The 21387-nt window shown below is 74.7% G+C and carries 19 protein-coding genes; 10 read left to right on the forward strand and 9 right to left on the reverse strand.

Going from position 1 to position 21387, the window contains the following annotated elements:
• Positions 1 to 327: 327 nt before the first annotated feature.
• From EV374_RS10055 to EV374_RS10070, 4 genes are all read right to left on the reverse strand, one after another.
• On the reverse strand, positions 328 to 1545 hold the full coding sequence (locus EV374_RS10055; RefSeq protein WP_132233842.1) for an MFS transporter: 1218 nt from the start codon (positions 1543 to 1545) through the stop codon (positions 328 to 330).
• 65 nt (positions 1546 to 1610) lie between these two features.
• Complete coding sequence (locus EV374_RS10060) at positions 1611 to 2192, reverse strand: isochorismatase family protein (RefSeq protein WP_132233844.1); 582 nt, start codon at positions 2190 to 2192, stop codon at positions 1611 to 1613.
• A 14-nt stretch (positions 2193 to 2206) separates the two neighbouring features.
• Positions 2207 to 3493, reverse strand: a complete 1287-nt coding sequence (locus EV374_RS10065; RefSeq protein ID WP_132233846.1) for a nicotinate phosphoribosyltransferase — start codon at positions 3491 to 3493, stop codon at positions 2207 to 2209.
• 16 nt (positions 3494 to 3509) lie between these two features.
• The gene (locus tag EV374_RS10070) at positions 3510 to 6185 is read right to left on the reverse strand and encodes a helix-turn-helix transcriptional regulator (RefSeq protein WP_132233848.1); all 2676 of its coding nucleotides are present in this window, start codon (positions 6183 to 6185) and stop codon (positions 3510 to 3512) included.
• Between the two features lie 202 nt (positions 6186 to 6387).
• Between EV374_RS10070 and EV374_RS10075 the strand changes: the two genes are divergently transcribed.
• The 10 genes from EV374_RS10075 to EV374_RS10120 all read left to right on the forward strand — a co-directional run bounded on the left by EV374_RS10075 (position 6388) and on the right by EV374_RS10120 (position 14250).
• Positions 6388 to 7929: a P-loop NTPase family protein gene (locus EV374_RS10075; RefSeq protein ID WP_132233850.1), complete on the forward strand. Its 1542-nt coding sequence runs from the start codon at positions 6388 to 6390 to the stop codon at positions 7927 to 7929.
• Positions 7930 to 8074: 145 nt separating this feature from the next.
• Positions 8075 to 8365: an ATP-dependent Clp protease adapter ClpS gene (clpS, locus tag EV374_RS10080; RefSeq protein WP_089001780.1), complete on the forward strand. Its 291-nt coding sequence runs from the start codon at positions 8075 to 8077 to the stop codon at positions 8363 to 8365.
• Positions 8366 to 8367: 2 nt separating this feature from the next.
• Complete coding sequence (locus tag EV374_RS10085) at positions 8368 to 8862, forward strand: DUF2017 domain-containing protein (RefSeq protein WP_192581321.1); 495 nt, start codon at positions 8368 to 8370, stop codon at positions 8860 to 8862.
• A 53-nt stretch (positions 8863 to 8915) separates the two neighbouring features.
• Positions 8916 to 9404: a M67 family metallopeptidase gene (locus EV374_RS10090; RefSeq protein WP_132233852.1), complete on the forward strand. Its 489-nt coding sequence runs from the start codon at positions 8916 to 8918 to the stop codon at positions 9402 to 9404.
• Between the two features lie 73 nt (positions 9405 to 9477).
• Positions 9478 to 9831: a MoaD family protein gene (locus EV374_RS10095; protein WP_132233854.1), complete on the forward strand. Its 354-nt coding sequence runs from the start codon at positions 9478 to 9480 to the stop codon at positions 9829 to 9831.
• A gap of 14 nt (positions 9832 to 9845) precedes the next feature.
• Positions 9846 to 10811: a PLP-dependent cysteine synthase family protein gene (locus EV374_RS10100; protein ID WP_132233856.1), complete on the forward strand. Its 966-nt coding sequence runs from the start codon at positions 9846 to 9848 to the stop codon at positions 10809 to 10811.
• A gap of 287 nt (positions 10812 to 11098) precedes the next feature.
• Complete coding sequence (locus tag EV374_RS10105; RefSeq protein WP_132233858.1) at positions 11099 to 11845, forward strand: MBL fold metallo-hydrolase; 747 nt, start codon at positions 11099 to 11101, stop codon at positions 11843 to 11845.
• A 66-nt stretch (positions 11846 to 11911) separates the two neighbouring features.
• Positions 11912 to 12643: a ribonuclease PH gene (rph, locus tag EV374_RS10110; protein ID WP_132233860.1), complete on the forward strand. Its 732-nt coding sequence runs from the start codon at positions 11912 to 11914 to the stop codon at positions 12641 to 12643.
• A 52-nt stretch (positions 12644 to 12695) separates the two neighbouring features.
• On the forward strand, positions 12696 to 13313 hold the full coding sequence (gene rdgB, locus EV374_RS10115; RefSeq protein ID WP_132233862.1) for an RdgB/HAM1 family non-canonical purine NTP pyrophosphatase: 618 nt from the start codon (positions 12696 to 12698) through the stop codon (positions 13311 to 13313).
• A 22-nt stretch (positions 13314 to 13335) separates the two neighbouring features.
• Positions 13336 to 14250, forward strand: a complete 915-nt coding sequence (locus tag EV374_RS10120) for an AEC family transporter (RefSeq protein WP_132233864.1) — start codon at positions 13336 to 13338, stop codon at positions 14248 to 14250.
• Between the two features lie 51 nt (positions 14251 to 14301).
• Here EV374_RS10120 and hutH read toward each other — a convergent pair whose 3' ends face one another.
• The 5 genes from hutH to hutU all read right to left on the reverse strand — a co-directional run bounded on the left by hutH (position 14302) and on the right by hutU (position 21385).
• The gene (gene hutH, locus EV374_RS10125; protein ID WP_132233866.1) at positions 14302 to 15837 is read right to left on the reverse strand and encodes a histidine ammonia-lyase; all 1536 of its coding nucleotides are present in this window, start codon (positions 15835 to 15837) and stop codon (positions 14302 to 14304) included.
• Entirely contained in the window at positions 15834 to 17036 is a 1203-nt protein-coding gene (gene hutI / locus EV374_RS10130) for an imidazolonepropionase (protein ID WP_132233868.1), read from the reverse strand. The genes hutH and hutI overlap by 4 nt, the downstream gene beginning before the upstream one ends.
• Positions 17033 to 18391: a formimidoylglutamate deiminase gene (locus tag EV374_RS10135; RefSeq protein ID WP_132233870.1), complete on the reverse strand. Its 1359-nt coding sequence runs from the start codon at positions 18389 to 18391 to the stop codon at positions 17033 to 17035. Before EV374_RS10135 ends, hutI begins: the two co-directional genes overlap by 4 nt.
• 112 nt (positions 18392 to 18503) lie before the next feature.
• Positions 18504 to 19724: an allantoate amidohydrolase gene (locus EV374_RS10140; RefSeq protein WP_132233872.1), complete on the reverse strand. Its 1221-nt coding sequence runs from the start codon at positions 19722 to 19724 to the stop codon at positions 18504 to 18506.
• Between the two features lie 11 nt (positions 19725 to 19735).
• Positions 19736 to 21385 (reverse strand): urocanate hydratase, encoded by a 1650-nt coding sequence (gene hutU / locus EV374_RS10145; RefSeq protein WP_486485665.1) that lies wholly within the window; start codon positions 21383 to 21385, stop codon positions 19736 to 19738.
• Positions 21386 to 21387: the final 2 nt, after the last annotated feature.

The following is a 21387-nucleotide window of genomic DNA, read 5'->3' on the forward strand; positions in this document are numbered from 1 at the left end:
CGACGGGCGCCACCCCACCCGGGGTGGCGCCCGTCGGCGTTGCGAGGGGTACGCCTCGTGGCGGGGGCGGCGCTGACGATCCGGGGCCGGGCCGCCCTGACCACACTGCCGCCCACCCCGGCGCCCCATGCCCAGCCCTGCCCCGCACGGGCCCAGCCCCGTGCGGCCCAGCCCCGCAGCCTGAGCGCGGGCCTCCTGATCAGTTGATGGAAAACCGGGCCACCCGGCGCATGGACACCGGCTGGGCATCAACCGATCCTGTCGCCTGCCCGTTGCCCCGCCAGACCAGGGCCGCTCAGCCAGGACCGTCGGGCCGGGGGCGCCGGGTCAGGCGGCGGGGGTCGGGACGAGTTCCGGGGTGGGCGCGAGGGTGGCGGCGGTGCGGCGGCGGCGCAGCTCGATCGGGAGCACGGCCAGCGCCACCAGCGCCCCGACCGTCCCGGTGACCGCGAAGCCCCAGGCCGGTGCGGAGGCGTCGATGACGGCGCCCGCGAGGGGCGCGCCGACCGCCATGCCGATCGTGACCGCCGAGCCGTGCAGGCCCATCGCCTCGCCGCGTACGGAGGCGGGGACCAGCCGGCTGACCGCGTCCGAGGTGGCCGCGATGGTCGGCGCGCAGAGCGCCCCGGCGGGGATCAGCGCCAGGCAGAGCAGCCACCAGTGCGCCCCGCCCAGCCCGACCGGGATGGTGCAGAGGCTGAGCGCGGCCATCAGGATCAGCGGCGGGAAGGAGCGGGTGACCGCCCCGTACGCGAAGCCGCCGACCAGCGACGCGACCGCCCAGACGGCGAGGACGGCGCCCGTCCACCCGACGTCGCCGTTCTCCCGCAGCACGGCGACCACCGCCACGTCGGTGCCGCCGAGCACCAGCATGCCGGCGGCGCTGACCGCCAGCACGGCGAGCAGGCGCGGGGTGAGCCACGAGCGGCGGGGCACCCGGGGCTGCGGCCCGGCCGGCTCGCCGCCGCCCCGGACGGGCGGGTTCAGCACCCAGAACGCGACGCCGGCGGCGACGATGCCGGCGCCCACCAGGTAGAGCGTGGTGCGCGGGGAGATCGCGGTGGCCGCCGCCACGGCCAGCGCGGGGCCGACCATGAACGACAGCTCCACCGACATCGAGTCCAGCGCGTACGCGGGGCGGCGCCGCTCCGGCGGCACCATCGCGGCGATGGACTGCCGGATCACCGAGAAGATCGGCAGGGCGAGCGAGCCAGCCAGGAACGCGGCGGGCAGCAGCACCGGGTACGGCAGCATCGGCGCGGTGGACCAGAAGGCGGCCTCGGCGATCCCGGTCAGCACGAGCACCGGCCGCAGGCCACGCCGGTCGACCAGGCGGCCGAGCAGCGGGCCGCCGATCGCGGCTCCCACGGTGATCGCCGCGCCGACGAGCCCGGCCGCTCCATAGCCGCGCCCGAGGTCGAGCACGACGTAGAACGTCAGGGTCACCCCGGTGGCGGTGAGCGGGACGCGGGCGAGCACCGACACCAGCAGCAACGACCGGAGACCGGGCAGGGCGAGCGCCTCCCGGTAAGGCTTCAGGTTCATGTCGGTGCGTACCTCCGCCGGACATCCTCGGCCGGAGGTACGACACCCGCCAACGAATTACGGCCTCATGCGGCCCTGATCACAGGCTCCCCGCGCAGGGTCACCCCGGCGCCGTCCATCGCCCGCAGCGCGACGTCCGTGGTGGGCGGGGCGACGGCGGCGGTGAGGTCCAGCAGGACGGTGGTGGCGAAGCCCTCCCGGGCGGCGTCCAGGGCGGTCGCCCGTACGCAGTGGTCGGTGGCGATCCCCACCACGTCGACCCGGTCCACGCCGCGCTGGCGCAGCCAGTCGGCCAGGCTCTCGCCGCCCTCGGCGTGCCCCTCGAAGCCGGAGTACGCGGCCGCGTACGCGCCCTTGTGGAAGATCGCCTCGATCCGGTCGGTGGCCAGGTCGGGGTGGAACTCCGCGCCCGGGGTGCCCACCACGCAGTGCCGCGGCCAGCACTCCACGAAGTCCGGCGGGTCGCCGAAGTGGGCGCCCGGGTCGACGTGGTGGTCCTTCGTCGCGACGACGTGGTCCCAGCGGTCCGGCTCGGCGGCCAGGAGCCGGGTGATCCCGGCCGCCACGCCGGCCCCGCCGCCCACGGCCAGCGAGCCGCCCTCGCAGAAGTCGTTCTGCACGTCCACGATGATCAGCGCGTTGCTCACCTGCTGCTCCTTCGTCAGTCGGCCGGGACGACCGTGACCGGGATGGCCGGGTCGCCGGCGGAGAGCTTGAGGCCCTCCCAGGGGATGGAGATCAGGCACTGTCGCAGGTGCTCCCGCGACTCGTCCAGGGTCGGCCGGTCGACCGGCTCGCCGCCGGCCAGGAACGAGTGCTGGAGCAGCCGGTCGTTGGGCCGGGGGTCCGGCACGCCCTGCGGTACGACGATCTCCTCGGTGGCGGTGCCGGTCGGCTTGTGCCGGCGTACGGCCGCCTTCCGGCCGCCGATGGTGGCCTTGTGCTCGGAGCGCTTGACCACCGGGCGGCCCTCGACCTCGACGAGCTTGTAGACCAGCCCGGCGGTGGGCGCGCCGGAGCCGGTGACCACGGCGGTGCCCGCGCCGTACATGTCGACCGGCTCGGCGGCGAGCGAGGCGATGGCGTGCTCGTCGAGGTCGCCGGAGACGATGATCTTGGTTTCGGTGGCGCCCAGCGAGTCGAGCAGCTCGCGGGACTGCTGCGCGATCACCGCCAGGTCGCCCGAGTCGATCCGCACCGCCCGCAGATCGGGCCCGGCCACCGCGATCGCGTTGCGGATGCCCTGGCTGATGTCGTACGTGTCGACCAGCAGCGTGGTGTCCTTGCCCAGCGTGGCGACCTGCGAGGCGAACGCGGCCCGCTCGTCGGAGTGCAGCAGGGTGAACGCGTGCGCGGCCGTGCCGGCGGTCGGGATGCCGTAGCGCAGCCCGGCGGCGAGGTTCGAGGTGAACCGGAAACCGGCCAGGTAGGCGGCCCGCGCCGCGGCCACCGCCGCCTCCTCGTGCGCGCGCCGGGAGCCCATCTCGATGAGGGTCCGCCCGCGCGCCGCGGTGACCATCCGCGCGGCGGCGGCGGCCACGGCGCTGTCGTGGTTGAGCACGGAGAGGATGAGCGTCTCCAGCACCACGCACTCGGCGAAGCCGCCGGAGACGGTGAGGATCGGCGAGCTGGGGAAGAACAGCTCGCCCTCGGCGTAGCCCTCGATGTCGCCCGTGAATCGGTAGTCGCGTAGCCAAGCGGCGGCCTGCTCGTCGACCACCCCGGTACGCCGCAGGAAGTCGACCTCGTCGGCGTCGAAGCGGAAGTCGCGGATCAGCTCGATCAGCCGGCCCGTGCCGGCCACCACCCCGTAGCGACGGCCGGCGGGCAGCCGGCGGCTGAACACCTCGAAGACGCAGCGGCGGTCGGCGGAGCCGTCGCGGAGGGCGGCACTGACCATGGTCAGCTCGTAGTGGTCGGTCAGCAGCGCGGGGCGAAGGGTGCTCACCGCCCCAGCCTAGGGTTCACCCGCCATCGCCGCCCTCGTGGCCCGGGATCGCCCGTAGGGCGGCCCGCAGCTCGGCCCGGCCGGCGACGCCGAGCTTGCCGTAGATCCGCTGGAGGTGGTTCTCCACGGTGCGGGCGGAGAGATAGAGCCGCTCGGCGATGACCCGGCTGGTCACCCCGTCGGCGGCGAGCCGGGCCACCTGCCACTCGCGGTCGCTCAGCGCCGGGGAGCCGGCCTGCAACGCCGGGGTACGGACCAGGTCGCAGCGGCCCAGCAGGGCGGCGAGGCGTTCCCGGGCCGCAGCCGCCGCCGGGGACCGTCGCCGGCGCAGCCGGTCCAGGGCGGTGGCGGTGGCCTCCGCCGCGTAGACGGCCAGGTCGAGCGCGTCGAAGCCGTCGGCCACCGCCAGCAGCTCGTCGGGGGAGCCGCCCGCGGCGGCCCGGGCGTGCCGGGCGAGCAGCGGGGGCAGCAGCCCGTCGACCCGCTCGGAAAGCTCGGCGAGCCGCTGCGCGACGGTGCGTTGGCCGCCGTCGGAGCAGGTCGGGCCGAGCGGCGCGCTCGCCTGGCCCAGCCGGACCAGGTCGTGCAGCACGTGCACCTCGTGGCCGGCGAAGCCGTCCGCGCGCAGCCGGTCGGCCAGCCCGCTCAGGTGCTTGACGGCGCCGGACACGTCGCCACCGGCCGCGAGCACCGCGCCCCGGGCCTGCTCCAGCCACGGGTACAGCACGATCATGCCCGGGGCGTGGGTGCGGTCGGCCTCCGCCATCGCCTCGGCCGCCTGCGCGGCGTCGCCCCGCAGCGCCGCCGCCTGGGCCCGTTCGGCCTGGGCCAGTCCCGCGTAGACCCGGCTGGTGGCGAGCACCGCGCAGGCGCCGAGGCTGGTCCGCAGCGCCGCGTCGCTCTGGCCGCGCAGCCGGGCCGCGTACGCCTGGAGGATGGCCAGGTAGCCGGTGCCGAGCCGGAAGTCGCCGGCCCCGGCCAGGTCGGCGAACTCGTCGGCCACGATCGCGTCGATGCCGGCCAGGTCGCCCGCGAGCGCCAGCCGGGTGCCCCGGGCCAGCTCCAGGGCCAGTTGCAGGTACGGCATGTCCGCCCGCCACCGGGCCGCCTCGGCCTGCACCCGGTTGATCGCGGTGGCGCTGCGGTGCAGCTGCCCCTGCGCGGCCTGGAGGTGGGCGATCGTGCTGCGCGCCAGCTCCCGGGCGGCGACGCTCGCGGCCGGCCGGTCCAGCACCGTCTGCCCGAGCCGCAGCGCGATGCCCGTGTCCAGCCGGTGCAGCCGCATGATGCCCTCGAAGGCCAGCACCCGGGCCTGGTCGGCGGAGTCGGTCAGGGTCGACCGGCGGGCGGCGATCTCCTCCACCGTGGACTCCCGACTCAGCCCCCAGTAGCTGACCATGCCCCGCACGGTCAGCCAGCGGCTCAGCCGCCGGTCGCCCTCGATGTCGGCGGCGACCGCGTCCAGCACTCCGATCGCCTCGTCCGGCCGGTCGGCGAACATCAGGATGGTGGCCAGCAGCTCCGCCGCGTCGAAGCCGCCGCCCGCGTCGAGCGCCGCGCGGGCCAGCCGGGTCGCCAGCGGTACGTCGTAGCGGGCGAACGCCTGCCGGGCCGCGTCGAGCAGCAGGGCCGGATCCTGCGCGGTGCCCGAGTCGAGCCGCCACACGGCCACCCGGAGCAGGTCGTCGCGGCGTCGCTTGCCGACCAGCTCCAGCAGCTCGGCGAGGCGGGCCTGCAACCGTCGCGTCCGGCTGACGGGGCAGCGGCGGCGCATCACCTCGCCGTAGAGCGGGTGGGCCAGCCGCACGTTCGCCCGGCGGTCGTCGTGTTCCACGGCGATCAGCCCGCGTTCCTCGGCGGTCTCCACGTCGACCGGGTCGGCGGCCTGGTTGAGCAGGTGCAGGCCGAGCGGTTCACCGAAGGCGACCAGCTCCACCACCCCGCGTACGCCCGGGGTGAGCTGGCCGATCCGCACGTCGATGAGGTCGCTCAGGTTGGGCGCCAGCTCCAGCCGGCCGGTCCACTTCCAGATCCCGTACGTGCGGGTCAGCTCCCCGCGGTCGGCGGCGAAGACCAGCTCGCGCAGCAGCAGCGGGTTGCCCTCGGAGAGCCTGCCGAGCCGGTCGGCGGAGGTGGCGTCGACCGGTCCCTCCAGGATCGCGGAGAGCAGCCGCGTGGTCTCGGCCGGCGGCAGCGGCCTCAGCTCGACGTGGTCGACCAGGCCGTCGGTCCACAGGGCGCGGATCGGCAGCGGGAGCTGCTCGCCGTCGCGTGACGTGCCGACGACCGTGGCGTTGTCGGAGCGGGCCACCAGGTGCACCAGCGCCGCCGACGGCGGGTCGAGCAGGTGCGCGTCGTCGACCGCGAGCACGATCCGGCGGCCGGCCGCCTGCTGTTGCAGCACGTCCACCGCCCAGCGCAGGATGCCGGCGGGGGACAGGCCCTGCGGCTGCTCCGTCGGGAGCACCTGGACGAGACCGCCGAAGGGGAGCGCGGCCGTGGTGGCGCTGGCCGCGATCGTCCAGACGGCGTACCCGTCGCGGGGGAGGGCCGCCATCCCCTCGCGCAGCAGGCGGCTCTTGCCGATGCCCGCGTTGCCGCTGAAGAAGATGCCCCGCCGCTCCGTGCCGGTCACCGCCGACAGCAGACGGTTGAGCTCATCCGTTCGGCCGACGAACCCCCACCGACTCATCGGGGCAGCATATCGACCGGAATCCGTCCGCGTGCACATCGTCACGCACCGAAGTTGAGTAGCGTCGTGATTACCTCTGAGTATTCGAAGTGTTCGGTTCGGGGCCCTGGCCGCCCGTACTCTTCCGGCATCCGGGTGCCGTCACCGGACGATTCCATGCGGCCGGCCGCTGCCGGTCGCCTGCCACGGGAGGCCGCTTTCGATGAAGCCCGGTCCTCTCCCCGCCGTCGACAGCCCCGACGACATGGGCGAATCCGCCGAGCTGCCCCGTCGGGACCGGCTGCCCGTCCGGCTGGGGGTGACCGAGCCCCGCCCGGAGGAGCCGCTGGCCGTGATCGGCGTCGGCCCGGCCGCCGCGGGGCGGCGCGAGGTGCTCGCCCGCCTGCTCCAGCTCGATCCCGCCATGCTCGCCGTGCCCGCCGGCAGCTGGCTCGTGGTGCGCCACTCCCAGGTGCCGACGCGGGCCGCCTACGTGCCCGGCTACCGCCAGCCCCACTCCTACGGTGCCGACCGGCTGGCCGCCGGGCCGGCGCTCGCGCGCCCGCCGCGTCGGGTCGAGCTGAGCCTGCCTGAGCCCCTGCTGCGGCACTTCAGCCTCGTCGACACGCCGGACACGGGTGCCCTCGGGGCGGCCGGCGGCCGGCTGCTGCTCGACGCGGCGGGCCGGTCCGGGGCGGTGCTCTTCGTGATCGCCGCCGACCAGGCCTTCACCGCAGTCGAGCTCCACCTGCTCGCCGACCTGGCCCGTGCCGGCGTCGGGGTCGTCTTCGCGGTCACCCCGGGCGCGGGCGGCTGGGCCCCGGTGCCGGAGGGCGCGGCCACGACGGAGGGCACGGGGGCGTCCGTCGGGTCGGCTCCCGCACCGGTGGACCCGGTCGCGGTCACCGTCGAGGCGCACCGGGCGGCCCTGCTGGCCGCCGTGCCCGGGCTCGCCGACGCCCGCTGGTTCCCGATCGACGCCGGGGGTGACGGGGCGGACCTGCGCCGGGCGCTGGTCGGCTGGGCCGCCGACGAGGGGCTGCGACGGGCGAGCGCCGAGCCGCCGGAGCTGCCGGGATCGCACGGCCGGGTGCCGGTGGTGGCCGACCCGGGTGGCTGGTCGGAGCAGCTCGACCGGCAGGCCCGGTCCTCCGCCCGGCGCATCCGCCAGCACCTCGCCCTGGAGGTGGCGAACATCCACCTCCGCGTGGTGCAGGAGATCGTCTTCGGGGTCGGCTGCGCCGGCCTGCCGCAGTTGCTCGACCGCGAGATGGAGGCGCTGTCGCTGCTGGCCACCGCCCAGTGCGACGAGGCGGTGCGCGGGCTCGTCGAGGAGGTCGCCGGCCGGGTCTTCGGCGCGCCGCTGCCGGCGGGCGTCCGGCGGCGCCTCGACGTCCCGGTGCGCTGGGGCCTGACGGAGCACCGGCGCGAGCACGAGCTGGACCGCGTGCTGCTCGTCACCAGCACCGGCGGCGTGGCGGGGCTGACCGGGACCGGCGCGACCGACACGCTGGCGAGCTATCCGGGCGTGGCGCGCGGGGAGGTGCTCCCGCCGGTCGCCGTGGCCCTCTCGGGCGGCTGCTGGCAGCACTGGCGCAGCCCCGGCAACCACGACCCCAACGCCGCCCGTGCCTGGGCGCAGCGCGCGCTGCGGGAGATCGAACTGGAACTGTGCCGGGAGGTGTCCCGGCGGTTCGAGGTGGTCCGCCTCTCGCTGGACGGGGTGCTCTCCGATGCTGTCGACCACGGCATCCTGCTCGCCTGAGGGCGCTCCGGTCGCCTGCGGCGTCGGCACCGGGCGGCCGCCGCCCGCTGCCGCCGACGCCCTTGACCAGGCAGGACGCGGCGATCCACGCCCGCCCGGCGTTCCGGTTCCTCGGTTCGCCGAGTCCGGTGGCACGATGGGGGGCATGGCGGCTCCGCAGGTTGCACCTGTCGAGACGCCGGACACCGATGAGGTGCCGGCGTCCGACCGGCCGTGGGTGACGATCGTGTGGGACGACCCGGTCAACCTCATGACGTACGTGACCTGGGTCTTTCAGAAGCTCTTCGGCTACAGCCGGGAGAAGGCGGAACAGCTCATGCTCGACGTGCACCACAAGGGCCGCGCCGTGGTCTCCAGCGGCGCCCGGGAGCGGATGGAGCACGACGCGTCGCAGCTGCACGCGTACGGGCTGTGGGCGACGGTGGACCGGTCGTGAGCATGTTCCGTCGCCAGGGCGACCGCTACGTCGTCACCTTCGCCGTCGACGAGGTGCGGGTGCTGCGGAAGGTGGCATCCGAGGTGGTCGGGCTGCTCACCGACGGCTTCGACCACACCGACCCGGTGGTGGGCCGGCTCTTTCCCGAGGTCTACCCGGAGGACCCGTCCGGCACGGCCGAGTTCCGCCGCTACACCGAGGGCGACCTCAAGACCGCCAAGATCGACCAGGCCGGCGCGATCCTCGCGTCGCTGCCCGACGAGGCCGGCGGCGAGGTGCGTCTCGACGCGGAGGCGGCCGAGGCGTGGCTGCGGGCGCTCAACGACGCCCGGCTGGCGATGGGCGTCCGGCTGGAGATCAAGGACGGCACCGACCTCGGCGAGGAGCTCGACGACGCGGTCGCCGAGGACCCGACCTCCAGCCGGGTGTTCCAACTGTCGGTCTACGCGTACCTCGGCTACCTTCAGGAATCCCTGCTCAACGCCTTGATCGACTAGGCGTGACCGGCACCACCTTAAGGTCGCGGCAGGTACGCGTTAGGCTGGACCACGTGCTGAGCATCGACCGGTCGATCATCGACGCGATCGTCGCCCACGCCCGGCGGGACCATCCCGACGAGGCGTGCGGCGTGGTCGCCGGTCCCGCCGGCAGCGACACCCCCACCCGGCACATTCCGATGGACAACGCGGCCCGTTCCATGACGTTCTACGAGTTCGACTCGATGGAGCAGCTGCGGGTGTGGCGCGAGATGGACGACCGGGACGAGGAGCCCGTCGTCATCTACCACTCGCACACCGCCACGGAGGCCTACCCGTCCCGCACGGACATCTCGTTCGCCGGTGAGCCCGGCGCGCACTACCTGCTGGTCTCCACCCGCGACGCCGACACGGAGGAGATCCGCTCCTTCCGGATCGTCGACGGCGTGGTGACCGAGGAGCCGGTCCGGATCGTGGACGCGGGGGTGGACCCGCACGCCGTGCAGTCCTACATGTTCGGGCAGAGCCCGGCGACGGTCGACTACGAGTGTTCCGGCCGCTGATCCAGCGCCGTCACACCCGTTCACGTCCCGTCACCCTTCGGCACGCCCGACCATCATCGAGGAGCACGACACCATGGCCATCGAGGTTCGCATTCCCACCATCCTGCGCAGCTACACCGGCGGCGCGAAGGTCGTCGAGGGCGCCGGCGACACGCTGGGCGACCTGCTCGCCGACCTGGACTCCCGGCACGCCGGCCTGAAGGCCCGGCTGGTCACCGACGCCGGTGCGCTGCACCGCTTCGTCAACGTCTACGTCAACGACGAGGACGTCCGTTTCCTGGGTGCGCTGGACGCCAAGCTCAACGACGGCGACAGCGTGACCATCCTGCCGGCCGTCGCCGGTGGCGCTTTCGGCTTCGCTGCGGCTGCCGCGATCGCCCAGCACGGCGCCGCGGTCGCCGCGCGGTCGGCCGCCGCCGCCCGCTGACGGGGGCGGTCGCCATGGCGCGGTACGACAGCCTTCTCGACGCCTGCGGGGGAACGCCCCTGGTCGGGCTGCCCCGGCTCTCGCCGACGGTGCCCGACGGGGCGCCGCCGGTGCGGCTCTGGGCGAAGCTGGAGGACCGGAACCCGACCGGCAGCATCAAGGACCGGGCGGCCACGTTCATGGTCCGGGCGGCCGAGGAGGCCGGCCGGCTCCGGCCGGGCGACACGATCCTCGAACCGACCAGCGGCAACACCGGCATCTCGCTGGCGATGGTGGCCAAGCTGCGCGGCTACCGGCTGGTCTGCGTGATGCCGGAGAACGTCTCGACCGAGCGGGTGCAGCTGCTCCGGATGTACGGCGCGGAGATCATCTTCTCGCCTGCGGCGGGCGGCTCCAACCAGGCGGTCGCCACCGCCAAGCAGATCTCGGCCGAGCACCCCGACTGGGTCATGCTCTACCAGTACGGCAACGAGGGGAACGCCCGGGCGCACTACGAGACCACCGGCCCGGAGCTGCTGCACGACCTGCCCACGATCACGCACTTCGTGGCGGGCCTCGGCACCACCGGGACGCTGATGGGCACCGGGCGCTACCTGCGCGAGAAGGTCGACGGCATCCAGGTCGTCGCGGCCGAGCCGCGCTACGGCGAGCTGGTCTACGGGCTGCGCAACATCGACGAGGGCTACGTCCCCGAGCTCTACGACGCGTCGGTGCTGTCCCGGCGCTTCTCCGTCGGCACCCGCGACGCGGTGCTGCGGACCCGGCAGCTCGTCGAGGTGGAGGGCATCTTCGCCGGTTTCTCCACGGGCGCGATCCTGCACGCCGCCCTGGCGGTGGCGCACGAGGCCGTCCGCGCCGGCCAGCGGGCCGACGTGGCCTTCGTGGTCTGCGACGGCGGCTGGAAGTACCTCTCCACCGGGGCGTACGGCGGCACCCTCGCCGACGCCGAGGAGGCCCTGGAGGGCCAGCTCTGGGCGTGACGTCGAGTGGCCGGGCCGCCGACCCACGTCGGTGGCCCGGGCCGCCCGTCACGGCCCCCGCGACGTGGCCGGCCCGCTCACCCAGCGCTACCGACGGACGCCGTCTCGTCACCGGATCCGGGTGGGCGGCCCGGGCGGGTGTCACGTTGGTGACAACTTCCTGTGGATGACTCTTGTCGTCGCGCGGGCGCGCGTAGGCTGCCCTGCGTGGTGTACGCGCCGGTAAAGATCATCCACAACGGGACCGTCGACGCGAAAACTACGCATAGTTACAGTGAGAAGACTCGATGCGACTGACCGTCCTGGGCTGCGCGGGCAGTTTCCCCGGTCCCGAGTCCCCCTGCTCGGCCTACCTCGTCGAGGCGGACGGCTTCCGGCTGCTGGTCGACTTCGGCTCCGGGTCGCTGTCCAACCTCCAGCGCTACGCGGGGCTGCACGCCCCCGACGCCATCATCCTCACCCACCTGCACTGCGACCACATCCTCGACGCGGTGACGTACGTGGTGGTCCGCCGCTACGCCCCCGACGGCCCCTACCCGTCGCTGCCCGTCTACGCCCCCGCCGGCGCACCGGACCGGCTGGCCGCCGCGTACGGGCAGGAGGACGGCACGGTCGAGGACGTCTACCAGTTCTACGCCCTGGAACCCGGCACCTTCCCGATCGGCCCGTTCGCGGTCACCGTCGACCGGGTGAACCACCCCGTCGAGACGTACGGCGTCCGGCTGGAGCACGGCGGCCGGGTGCTCTGCTACTCCTCGGACACCGCGCCCTGCGACGCGCTGCTGCGGCTGGCCCAGGACGCCGACACGTTCCTCTGCGAGGCGAGCTACCTCGACGGCGTGGAGAACCCGCCGGACCTGCACCTGACCGGCGGGGAAGCCGGCGAGGTGGCGACCAAGGCGGGGGTGGGCCGGCTGCTGCTCACCCACCTCGTGCCCGCCTGGGGCAGCGAGGCGCACACCGTGGCGTCGGCCGGCGCCGCCTTCGACGGGCCGCTCGAGGTGGTCCGGCCCGGCGCCAGCTACGAGATCTGACCGGCCGCCGTGCCGGGGCGGGACTCCCCGGGGCGCACCACTCGGGGCACCGCATAGGGTGCAGGGATGGCGCGACCTGACGGGCGGCGACCCGACGAACTCCGACCTGTGACGTTGACCCGGGGCTGGAGCACCCATCCGGAGGGCTCGGTGCTCGTGGAGTTCGGCGGCACCCGGGTGCTCTGCACCGCCAGCGTCACCGAGGGCGTGCCCCGCTGGCGCAAGGGCTCCGGGCTCGGCTGGGTCACCGCCGAGTACGCGATGCTGCCGCGGGCCACCAACACCCGCTCCGACCGGGAGAGCGTGAAGGGCCGCGTCGGTGGGCGTACGCACGAGATCTCCCGGCTGATCGGGCGGAGCCTGCGGGCGTCCATCGACCTGAAGGCCCTCGGCGAGAACTCGATCGTGCTCGACTGTGACGTGCTCCAGGCCGACGGCGGCACCCGCACCGCCGCGATCACCGGCGCGTACGTGGCGCTGCACGACGCGGTGACCTGGCTGGCCGGGCGCAAGTCGCTGGCCGGCAAGCCGGAGAAGGTGATGCACCGCTCGGTGGCCGCGATCAGCGTCGGGATCATCGACGGCGAGCCCCGGCTGGACCTCGACTACACCGAGGACGTCGCCGCCGAGGTCGACATGAACGTGGTGTGCACCGGCACCGGCGAGTTCGTCGAGGTGCAGGGCACCGGGGAGGCGGGCGTGTTCGCCCGCGAGCAGCTCGACGCCCTGCTCGACCTGGCCGTCGCCGGCTGCGTGGAACTGGCCGAAGCCCAGCGGAAGGCGCTCTCCCTCCCGTGAGCGCGAGGAGTGAGCTTGCGGGCCCCACAGTCGCGAACAAAGGTGGATTCTGATGAACAAGGTGCTGCTCGCCACCCGTAACCGCAAGAAGCTCGTCGAGCTCCAGCGGATCCTCGACGGCGCGCTCGGCGCGCACCGCGTCGCCCTGATCGGGCTGGACGACGTCGAGGAATATCCGGAGCTGCCCGAGACCGGCCTGACGTTCGGCGAGAACGCGCTGATCAAGGCGCGGGAGGGCTGCCGGCGCACCGGCCTGCCGACGATCGCCGACGACTCCGGGATCGCCGTCGAGGCCCTCAACGGCATGCCCGGGGTGTTCAGCGCCCGCTGGGCCGGCCGGCACGGCAACGACCAGGCCAACCTCCAGCTCGTGCTGGACCAGATCGCGGACCTGCCCGACGAGCACAGGGCCGCGTCCTTCGTCTGCACGGTGGCCCTGGTCCTGCCGGGCGGCAAGGAGCACCTGGTCGACGGCCGGCAGAGCGGCCGGCTGCTCCGGGCGCCGCGCGGCGACGGCGGGTTCGGCTACGACCCGATCTTCCTCGGCGACGGGCAGGACCGCACCAACGCGGAGCTGACGCCGCAGGAGAAGGACGCGGTCAGCCACCGGGGCAAGGCGCTGCGGGAGCTGGCCAAGCTGGTCGCCAAGGTGCTGCCGCCCGCGAGCTGACGGACCCGCCCCGGTGGGAGGGGTGCTGACGGGGTTCGCCGTCATCGTCACCGTCATCGCCGTCGGCTACGCCCTCGGCCGTGGCGGGGTGCTGGGGCCGGACGCGGCCACCGTCCTCTCCCGCGTCGCGTTCTTCGTCGCGACCCCGGCGCTGCTGTTCGAGACGGTGGCCCGGGCGGACGTGCCCGCGGTCGTCTCGTCCGCCCTCGTCGTCACGGTGGCGAGCACCACCGCCGTGGCGTCGGTGTTCGTCGCCGTCGCGCGGCTCTGCTGGCGCCGCTCCGTGGCGGACGCGACGATCGGCGCGCTGGCCTCGTCGTACGTCAACGCGGCGAACATCGGCATCCCCGTCGCGGTCTACGTCCTCGGGGACGCCTCGTTCGTCGCGCCCGTGCTGATGTTCCAACTGGTCGTCATGACGCCCGTCGCGTTCGCCTTCCTCGAGGCGGCCACGGCGGGAAGCAGGCCGTCGCTCGGCACGGTGGTGCTCCAGCCGCTGACCAACCCGGTCACCATCGCGTGCGCGCTGGGCGTCGCGGCCAGCCTGACCGGCTGGCTGCCGCCGGAGCCGGTCCTGCGGCCGATCGAACTCGTCGCGGCGATGGCGGTGCCCGCGACGCTGATCGCGTACGGCCTCTCCCTGCACGGCGCGCCGCGGCCCGGCTCCGGCGACACCGGACGCGACGTCCGGCTCGCGGTCGTCCTCAAGACCGTGGTCCAGCCGGCCGTCGCCTACCTCGTCGCCCGCTTCGCGATGGGGCTGCCGCCCGGCCTCGTGCTGGCCTGCACGGTCACCGCCGCCCTGCCGACGGCGCAGAACGTCTTCGTCTACGCGATCCGCTACGGCCGGGGCACGGTCCTGGCGCGCGACTCGATCCTGCTGTCGACGGTGACCGCCGTGCCCGTGCTGATCGGGGTGGCGGTGCTGGCGGGCTGACACCCGCGGGCTCCTGGGCCGCCGTGTCGTGACGGCGGCCCGGGGTGGCCGTCAGTCGAGGGGGCCGATCTCGCGCTCGATGGCGGCGCGCAGCTCGGGCCCGGCCAGCACGACCCGGGCGGCCTCCATCAGCGGGGCCAGGAAGACGTCCGGTCCGGGTTCCCCGGCGATCCCGCCGAGCGCCGCGACGGCCGCCCGGCCGGCCGGCGACGGGATGAGCGGGGCGCGCAGCTGGAGCCCGCGTACCCCGGCGAGCAGCTCGACGGCGAGCAGGCTGGTCAGGTTGTCCAGCACGGTGCGCAGCTTCTTGGCCGCCGCCCAGCCCATCGAGACGTGGTCCTCCTGCATGCCGCTGGTGGGCAGCGAGTCCACCGACGCCGGCGCGGCGAGCCGCCGGTTCTCCGCGACGATCCCGGCCGCCGTGTACTGGGCGATCATCAGCCCGGAGTTGACCCCCGCGTCGGGGGAGAGGAACGCCGGCAGCTCCCGGGACCGGGTGACGTCGAGCAGCCGGTCCACCCGGCGCTCGGCGATCGCGCCCACCTCGGCGGCGGCGATGGCCAGGAAGTCCGCGGCGAAGCCGAGCGGCGCGCCGTGGAAGTTGCCGGTCGACTCGACGCGGCCGTCGGGCAGCACCACCGGGTTGTCCACCACCGAGACCAGCTCCCGCCCGGCCACCGTCCGGACGAAGTCCAGCGTGTCCCGGGCCGCCCCGGCGACCTGCGGCGCGCACCGCATCGAGTACGCGTCCTGCACCGCGTGCGCGAGGTCGTCGCGGTGCGAGTCCATCACCCGGGAGTCCTGGAGCAGCCGGTGGATGTTCGCCGCCGAGGCCGACTGCCCGGGGTGCGGCCGGATGGCGTGCAGCTCCGGCAGGAACGGCCGCTCCGAGCCGAGCATCGCCTCGATGGCAAGGGCGGCGGTGACGTCGGCCATCGTGAACAGGTGCGTGGCGTCGTGGATCGCCAGCAGCAGCATGCCGAGCATGCCGTCGGTGCCGTTGATCAGCGCCAGGCCCTCCTTGGCGGCCAGCTCGACCGGCGACAGCCCGGCCCGGCGCAGCGCGTCGGCGGCAGGCAGCCGCTCGCCGGCCGGGCCGAGCACCCAGCCCTCGCCGAGCAGCACCAGCGCGCAGTGCGCCAGCGGCGCCAGGTCGCCGGAGGCGCCCAGCGAGCCGTGCTCCGGCACCCACGGCGTCACGTCGTGGTTGAGCAGGTCGACCAGTGCCTCGGCGAGCAGGGGCCGGACCCCGGAGCGGCCGAGCGCCAGCGAGCGGACCCGCAGCAGCATCATGGCCCGCACCACCTCGCGCGGCATCGGCGCGCCCACCCCGGCGGCGTGCGAGCGGATCAGCGCGTGCTGGAGCTCGGCCCGCCGCTCGGGCGCGACGAAGGTGTTCGCCAGCGCGCCGAAGCCGGTGGAGACGCCGTAGACCGGGCGGCCGGCGGCCTCGATGCCGTCGACAATGGACCGGCTGGTGGTCATGGCGTCCACGGTGGCCGGGTCGAGGACGACCTTGGCGGAGCCGCGCGCCACGGCGAGCACGTCGGCGGGGGAGATCCCGGTGGGCAGGATGGTCACGGTCATTGCGGCACTCCGTTGCGCAGAACCTGGCGGATCAGTGGCACCCCCGGCCGGTAGGCCAGGTGCAGGTGGGACGGGGCGTCGAGGACGATCAGGTCGGCCCGCGCCCCCACGCCGAGCCGCCCGATGTCGTCGCGGCGCAGCGCCCGCGCGCCGCCGGCGGTCGCGGCCCAGACGGCCTCCGCCGGGGTCATCCGCATCTCGCGTACGGCGAGCGCCACGCAGAACGGCATCGACGACGTGTACGACGAACCGGGGTTGCAGTCCGTCGCCAGCGCCACGGTGACGCCGGCGTCGAGCAGCCGGCGGGCGTCCGGGTAGGGCGAGCGGGTGGAGAACTCGGCGCCGGGCAGCAGGGTCGCCACGGTGGTGGTGTGCCGGCCGTCAGCGCACATGCAGTCGAACCGGGCGGAGGCCAGCGCGTCGACGTCGGCGTCGGTGAGGTGGGTGCAGTGGTCGACGCTGGCGGCGCCCAGCTCCACACCGAGCTGGACGCCCGGCCCGGGGCCGAGCTGGTTGGCGTGCACCCGCACGCCCAGCCCGACGGCCTGCCCGCAGGCGAGGATCGCGCGGGCGTGGTCCACGTCGAACGCGCCCCGCTCGCAGAAGACGTCGATCCAGCGCGCGTGCGGCGCGGCGGCGGCCAGCATCGGCCCGCAGACCAGCCCCACGTAGTCGTCGGGGCGGTCGGCGTACTCGGCCGGGACCACGTGGGCGCCGAGGAAGGTGGTCTCCTCGCTGACCTCGGCGGCGATCCGTAGCGAGCGGGCCTCGTCGGCGACGGTGAGGCCGTACCCGCTCTTGATCTCCATGGTGGTGGTGCCCTGCCGCAGCGCCTCACCGTGCAGCCGCCGCACGGTGGCCCGCAGCTCGTCGTCGCCGGCCGCCCGGGTGGCGCCGACCGTGGTCCGGATGCCGCCGCCGGTGTACGGCTGCCCGGCCATCCGGGCGGCGAACTCGGCGGCCCGGTCCCCGGCGAAGACCAGGTGGGCGTGGCTGTCCACGAAGCCGGGCAGCACGGCGGCGCCCTGCGCGTCCAGGCGTCGGTCGGCGGCCGGCGCGTCGCGGGACGGCCCGATCCAGGCCACCCGCCCGTCCTCGACCAGCAGGGCGACGTCCCGCCGGATGCCCAGCGGTCCGCCCTCGCCCCCGGGCTCGTTGGTCACCAGCTCGCCGATGTCGTCGACCAGCAGACTGCTCATGCGGTCACCTCCTCGATCGCCGTGGTCAGTTCGGCCGGCACGTCGACCGTGAGGTGCCGGCCGTCGCGCACCACCGGCCGGCCGTCCACCACGACGTGCGTGACGTCGGCCGCGCCGGCCGCGAACCAGACCCCCACCGGCGGTACGCCGGCCGTGCGCGGGCTGTCCAGCCGTACGGTCACCAGGTCGGCGCGTGCCCCCACGGCGATCCGCCCGGCGTCGCGCCAGCCCAGCGCGGCGTGACCGCCCACGGTGGCCGCGTCGCGCAGCTCGGCGGGGGCGAAGTGGCCGCGCTGGCGGGTGCGCAGCCGCTCGTCCAGCTCCACCGCGCGGGCCTCCTCGAAGAGGTCGATCACGGCGTGGCTGTCGCTGCCCAGGCTGAGCGGCAGGCCGACGTCGGCCATCCGCCGGGCCGGGCCGATCCCGTCGGCCAGGTCCCGCTCGGTGGTCGGGCAGAGGCAGACGCCCGTGCCGGCGTCCCCGAGCAGCGTGAGGTCGCCGCCGGTCAGGTGGGTGGCGTGCACGGCCGTGGTGTTCGGGCCGAGCGCCCCCCGGTCGGCGAGCAGCCGGGCCGGGGTGCAGCCGTGCGTGGCCCGGCAGGCGTCGTTCTCCGCCGGCTGCTCGGAGAGGTGCACGTGCAGCGGCGCCCCACGCCGGTCGGCCCACCCGGCCACGGTGGCGAGCTGCCCGGCCGGCACCGCCCGCACCGAGTGGATCGCCGCACCGACCCGGACGTGGTCGTCGGTGGGCCGGAACGCGTCGACCCGCTCCGCCCAGCGCAGCGCGTCGCCGTCGCCGAAGCGCCGCTGCGGCCCGGCGAGCGGCTCCCCGTCGACCGTGGCGGTGAGGTAGCAGGTGTCCAGCAGGGTGATCCGGATCCCGGCGTGCGCGGCGGCCTCGACCAGCGCCGCACCCATCGCGTTCGCCTCGGCGTACGGGGTGCCGTCCGGGTCGTGGTGCACGTAGTGGAACTCGCCGACGCAGGTGACGCCGGCCAGCGCCATCTCGGCGTAGACCGCCCGGGCCAGGGCCAGGTACGAGTCCGGGTCCAGCCGCTGCGCCACCGCGTACATCCGGTCGCGCCAGGTCCAGAAGTCGCCACGCCCGCCGTGGGTGCGCCCGCGCAGCGCCCGGTGGAACGCGTGCGAGTGCGCGTTGGCCAGCCCGGGCAGGGTCAGCCCGGGCAGCCGCTCGACATCGGTCATGACCTCGACCCCGGCGGGCGGCGTGCTCCCGGCCGTCAGCGGGGTCACCCCGGTGATCCGCCCGTCGGTCGTCTCGATCAGCACGTCGGCGGTCGGCTCGGCGTGGCCGGGCAGCCAGGCGTACTCGGCCAGCCAGTGGGTCCCGGTCATGTCGTCTGCCCCCTGTCGAGCTGAATCGTCTGCGACATCAGTCGATCACCGCGGAGGCGAATCGTCTGCGACATCAGCTCGACAGGCCGCCGACGGACCTCCCGGGCCGCGGTCAGCGGCACGTCAGCTCCTCCAGCACCCAAGCCAGGGCGGTGACCCCGGCCGCGCAGTCGGCGTCGCTGGCCGACTCCGCCGGCGAGTGCGACACCCCCGTCGGGTTGCGCACGAAGAGCATCGCCGTGGGCAGGTGCGCGGCGAGCACGCCGGCGTCGTGCCCGGCCCCGGTCGGCAGCACCGGCGCGTCGAGCAGGGTCGCGAGCCGGTCGGCCAGGCCACCGTCGAAGGAGACCAGCGGGGTGGCCGACTCCTCCGTCAGCGCCACCTCCGTACCGTCGCGGCGGGCCCGCTCGGCGGCCTTCGCGCGTACCGCGTCGACCAGCCCCGTCAGCGTCTCCGGCTCGGCGGCCCGGGCGTCCAGCCAGCCGGTCACCTTCGACGGGATCGCGTTGGTGGCGTTCGGCTCCACCGCCACCCGGCCGACGGTGGCGTGGGCGCCGCGCAGCCGCGCCTCCTTGTTGGCCGCCAGCACCGTGAAGGCGTACGTCAGCATGGGGTCGCGGCGGTCGGCCATCCGGGTCGTACCGGCGTGGTTGCCCTCGCCGGTGAACTCGAAGCGCCAGCGGCCGTGCGGCCAGATCGCGCTCGCCACCCCGACCGGCGCGCCGGCGTCCACCATCGCGCGGCCCTGCTCGACGTGCAGCTCGACGAAGGCGGCGAAGCCGCCGAGCAGCTCGGGCCGGGCGCCCGCCGGCCGAGCGCCCAGCGCCTCGGCGAAGCTCACCCCGCCGGCGTCGCGCAACCCGGCCGCGCGCTCCACCGCGATCTCCCCGGCGAGCAGGCGCGACCCCAGGCACGGTACGCCGAAGCGCGCGCCCTCCTCCTCGACGAACGCGCCGAGCACCACGGGTCGGGTCGGCGCGACGCCGGCCGCGCGCAGCTCGTCGACGGCGAGGAACGCGCTGACGATGCCGAGCGGCCCGTCGTAGGCCCCGCCGTGCGGCACCGAGTCGAAGTGGCTGCCCGTCAGCACCGCGTCGCCGGCCTCCGGGTCACCCCACCGGGCGAACAGGTTGCCGTTGCCGTCGTCGGTGACCGGCATGCCCCGACGGTCGGCCTGCTCGCGGAACCACTCCCGCAGCCGCAGCTCCGGCTCGGTCAGCGCGTACCGCAGGTAGCCGCCGCTGCCCTCGTCGCGCCCGACCGGTGCGATCTCGTCCCACAGCGCCCGGAACCTGTAAGGAAGGGACCCTTCCTCTACCAAATCCGTTAACAAGGTGCCCTTCCTCACGCCTCGGCCATGGGGGTGCGGACGCCGGTGCGGGTCGCGACCTCGCGGGCGGCGTCGTAGCCGGCGTCGACGTGCCGGATGACGCCCATCGCCGGGTCGTTGGTCAGCACCCGCTCGATCTTCTGCCCGGCCAGCGCCGTGCCGTCGGCCACGCAGACCTGCCCGGCGTGGATGGACCGGCCGATGCCGACCCCGCCGCCGTGGTGGATCGACACCCAGGACGCCCCGCTGGCGGTGTTGACCAGCGCGTTGAGCAGCGGCCAGTCGGCCACGGCGTCGGAGCCGTCGGCCATCGCCTCGGTCTCCCGGTAGGGACTCGCCACGCTGCCGCAGTCCAGGTGGTCCCGCCCGATCACCACGGGCGCGGACAGCTCGCCGGAGGCGACCATCTCGTTGAACCGCACCCCCGCCCGGTCGCGCTCGCCGTAGCCGAGCCAGCAGATCCGCGCCGGCAGGCCCTGGAACGCGACCCGCTCGCCGGCCATCCGGATCCACCGCGCGAGGGACTCGTTCTCCGGGAACAGCTCCAGGAGCGCACGGTCGGTCGCGGCGATGTCGGCCGGATCGCCGGAGAGCGCCGCCCACCGGAACGGGCCCTTGCCCTCGCAGAACAGCGGCCGGATGTACGCGGGCACGAAGCCGGGGAAGTCGAAGGCCCGCTCGAACCCGCCGAGCTTCGCCTCGCCCCGGATCGAGTTGCCGTAGTCGAAGACCTCCGCGCCGGCGTCGAGGAACCCGACCATCGCCTCGACGTGCTTCGCCATCGACGCCCGCGCCCGGTCGGTGAACTCGGCGGGCTTCGCCGCCGCGTAGTCCCGGGCGTCGGCCAGCTCCACCCCCTCCGGCAGGTACGACAGCGGGTCGTGCGCGCTGGTCTGGTCGGTGACGACGTCGATGTCGACGCCCCGGCGCAGCAGCTCCGGGAAGACCGTGGCCGCGTTGCCGACCACGCCGACGCTCAGCGCCCGCCGGTCCCGCTTCGCGGCGAGCACCCGCTCGACGGCGTCGTCCAGGGAGTCGGCGACCTCGTCGAGGTAGCGGTCGTGCACCCGGCGGTCCAGGCGGGTCCGGTCCACGTCGACGATCAGGCAGACACCGCCGTTCATGGTGACCGCGAGGGGCTGCGCCCCGCCCATCCCGCCGCAGCCGGCGGTCAGCGTCAGCGTGCCCGCGAGCGTGCCGCCGAACTTCTTCGCGGCGACCGCGGCGAACGTCTCGTAGGTGCCCTGGAGGATGCCCTGGGTGCCGATGTAGATCCACGAGCCGGCGGTCATCTGCCCGTACATGGTGAGGCCGAGCTGTTCGAGGCGGCGGAACTCCGGCCAGGTGGCCCAGTCGCCCACCAGGTTCGAGTTGGCCAGCAGCACCCGGGGCGCCCACTCGTGGGTACGCATGACGCCCACCGGCCGGCCCGACTGCACCAGCATGGTCTCGTCGTCGCGCAGGTCGGTCAGGGTGCGCACCAGCGCGTGGTACGACGGCCAGTCCCGCGCCGCCTTCCCGGTGCCGCCGTAGACCACCAGGTCGTCGGGGCGCTCGGCCACCTGCGGGTCGAGGTTGTTCATCAGCATCCGCAGCGCGGCCTCCTGGGGCCACCCACGGGCGGTGCGTTCGGTGCCGCGTGCGGCGCGTACGGGCTGGGTCATCT

The organism is Micromonospora sp. CNZ303, assembly GCF_004345505.1.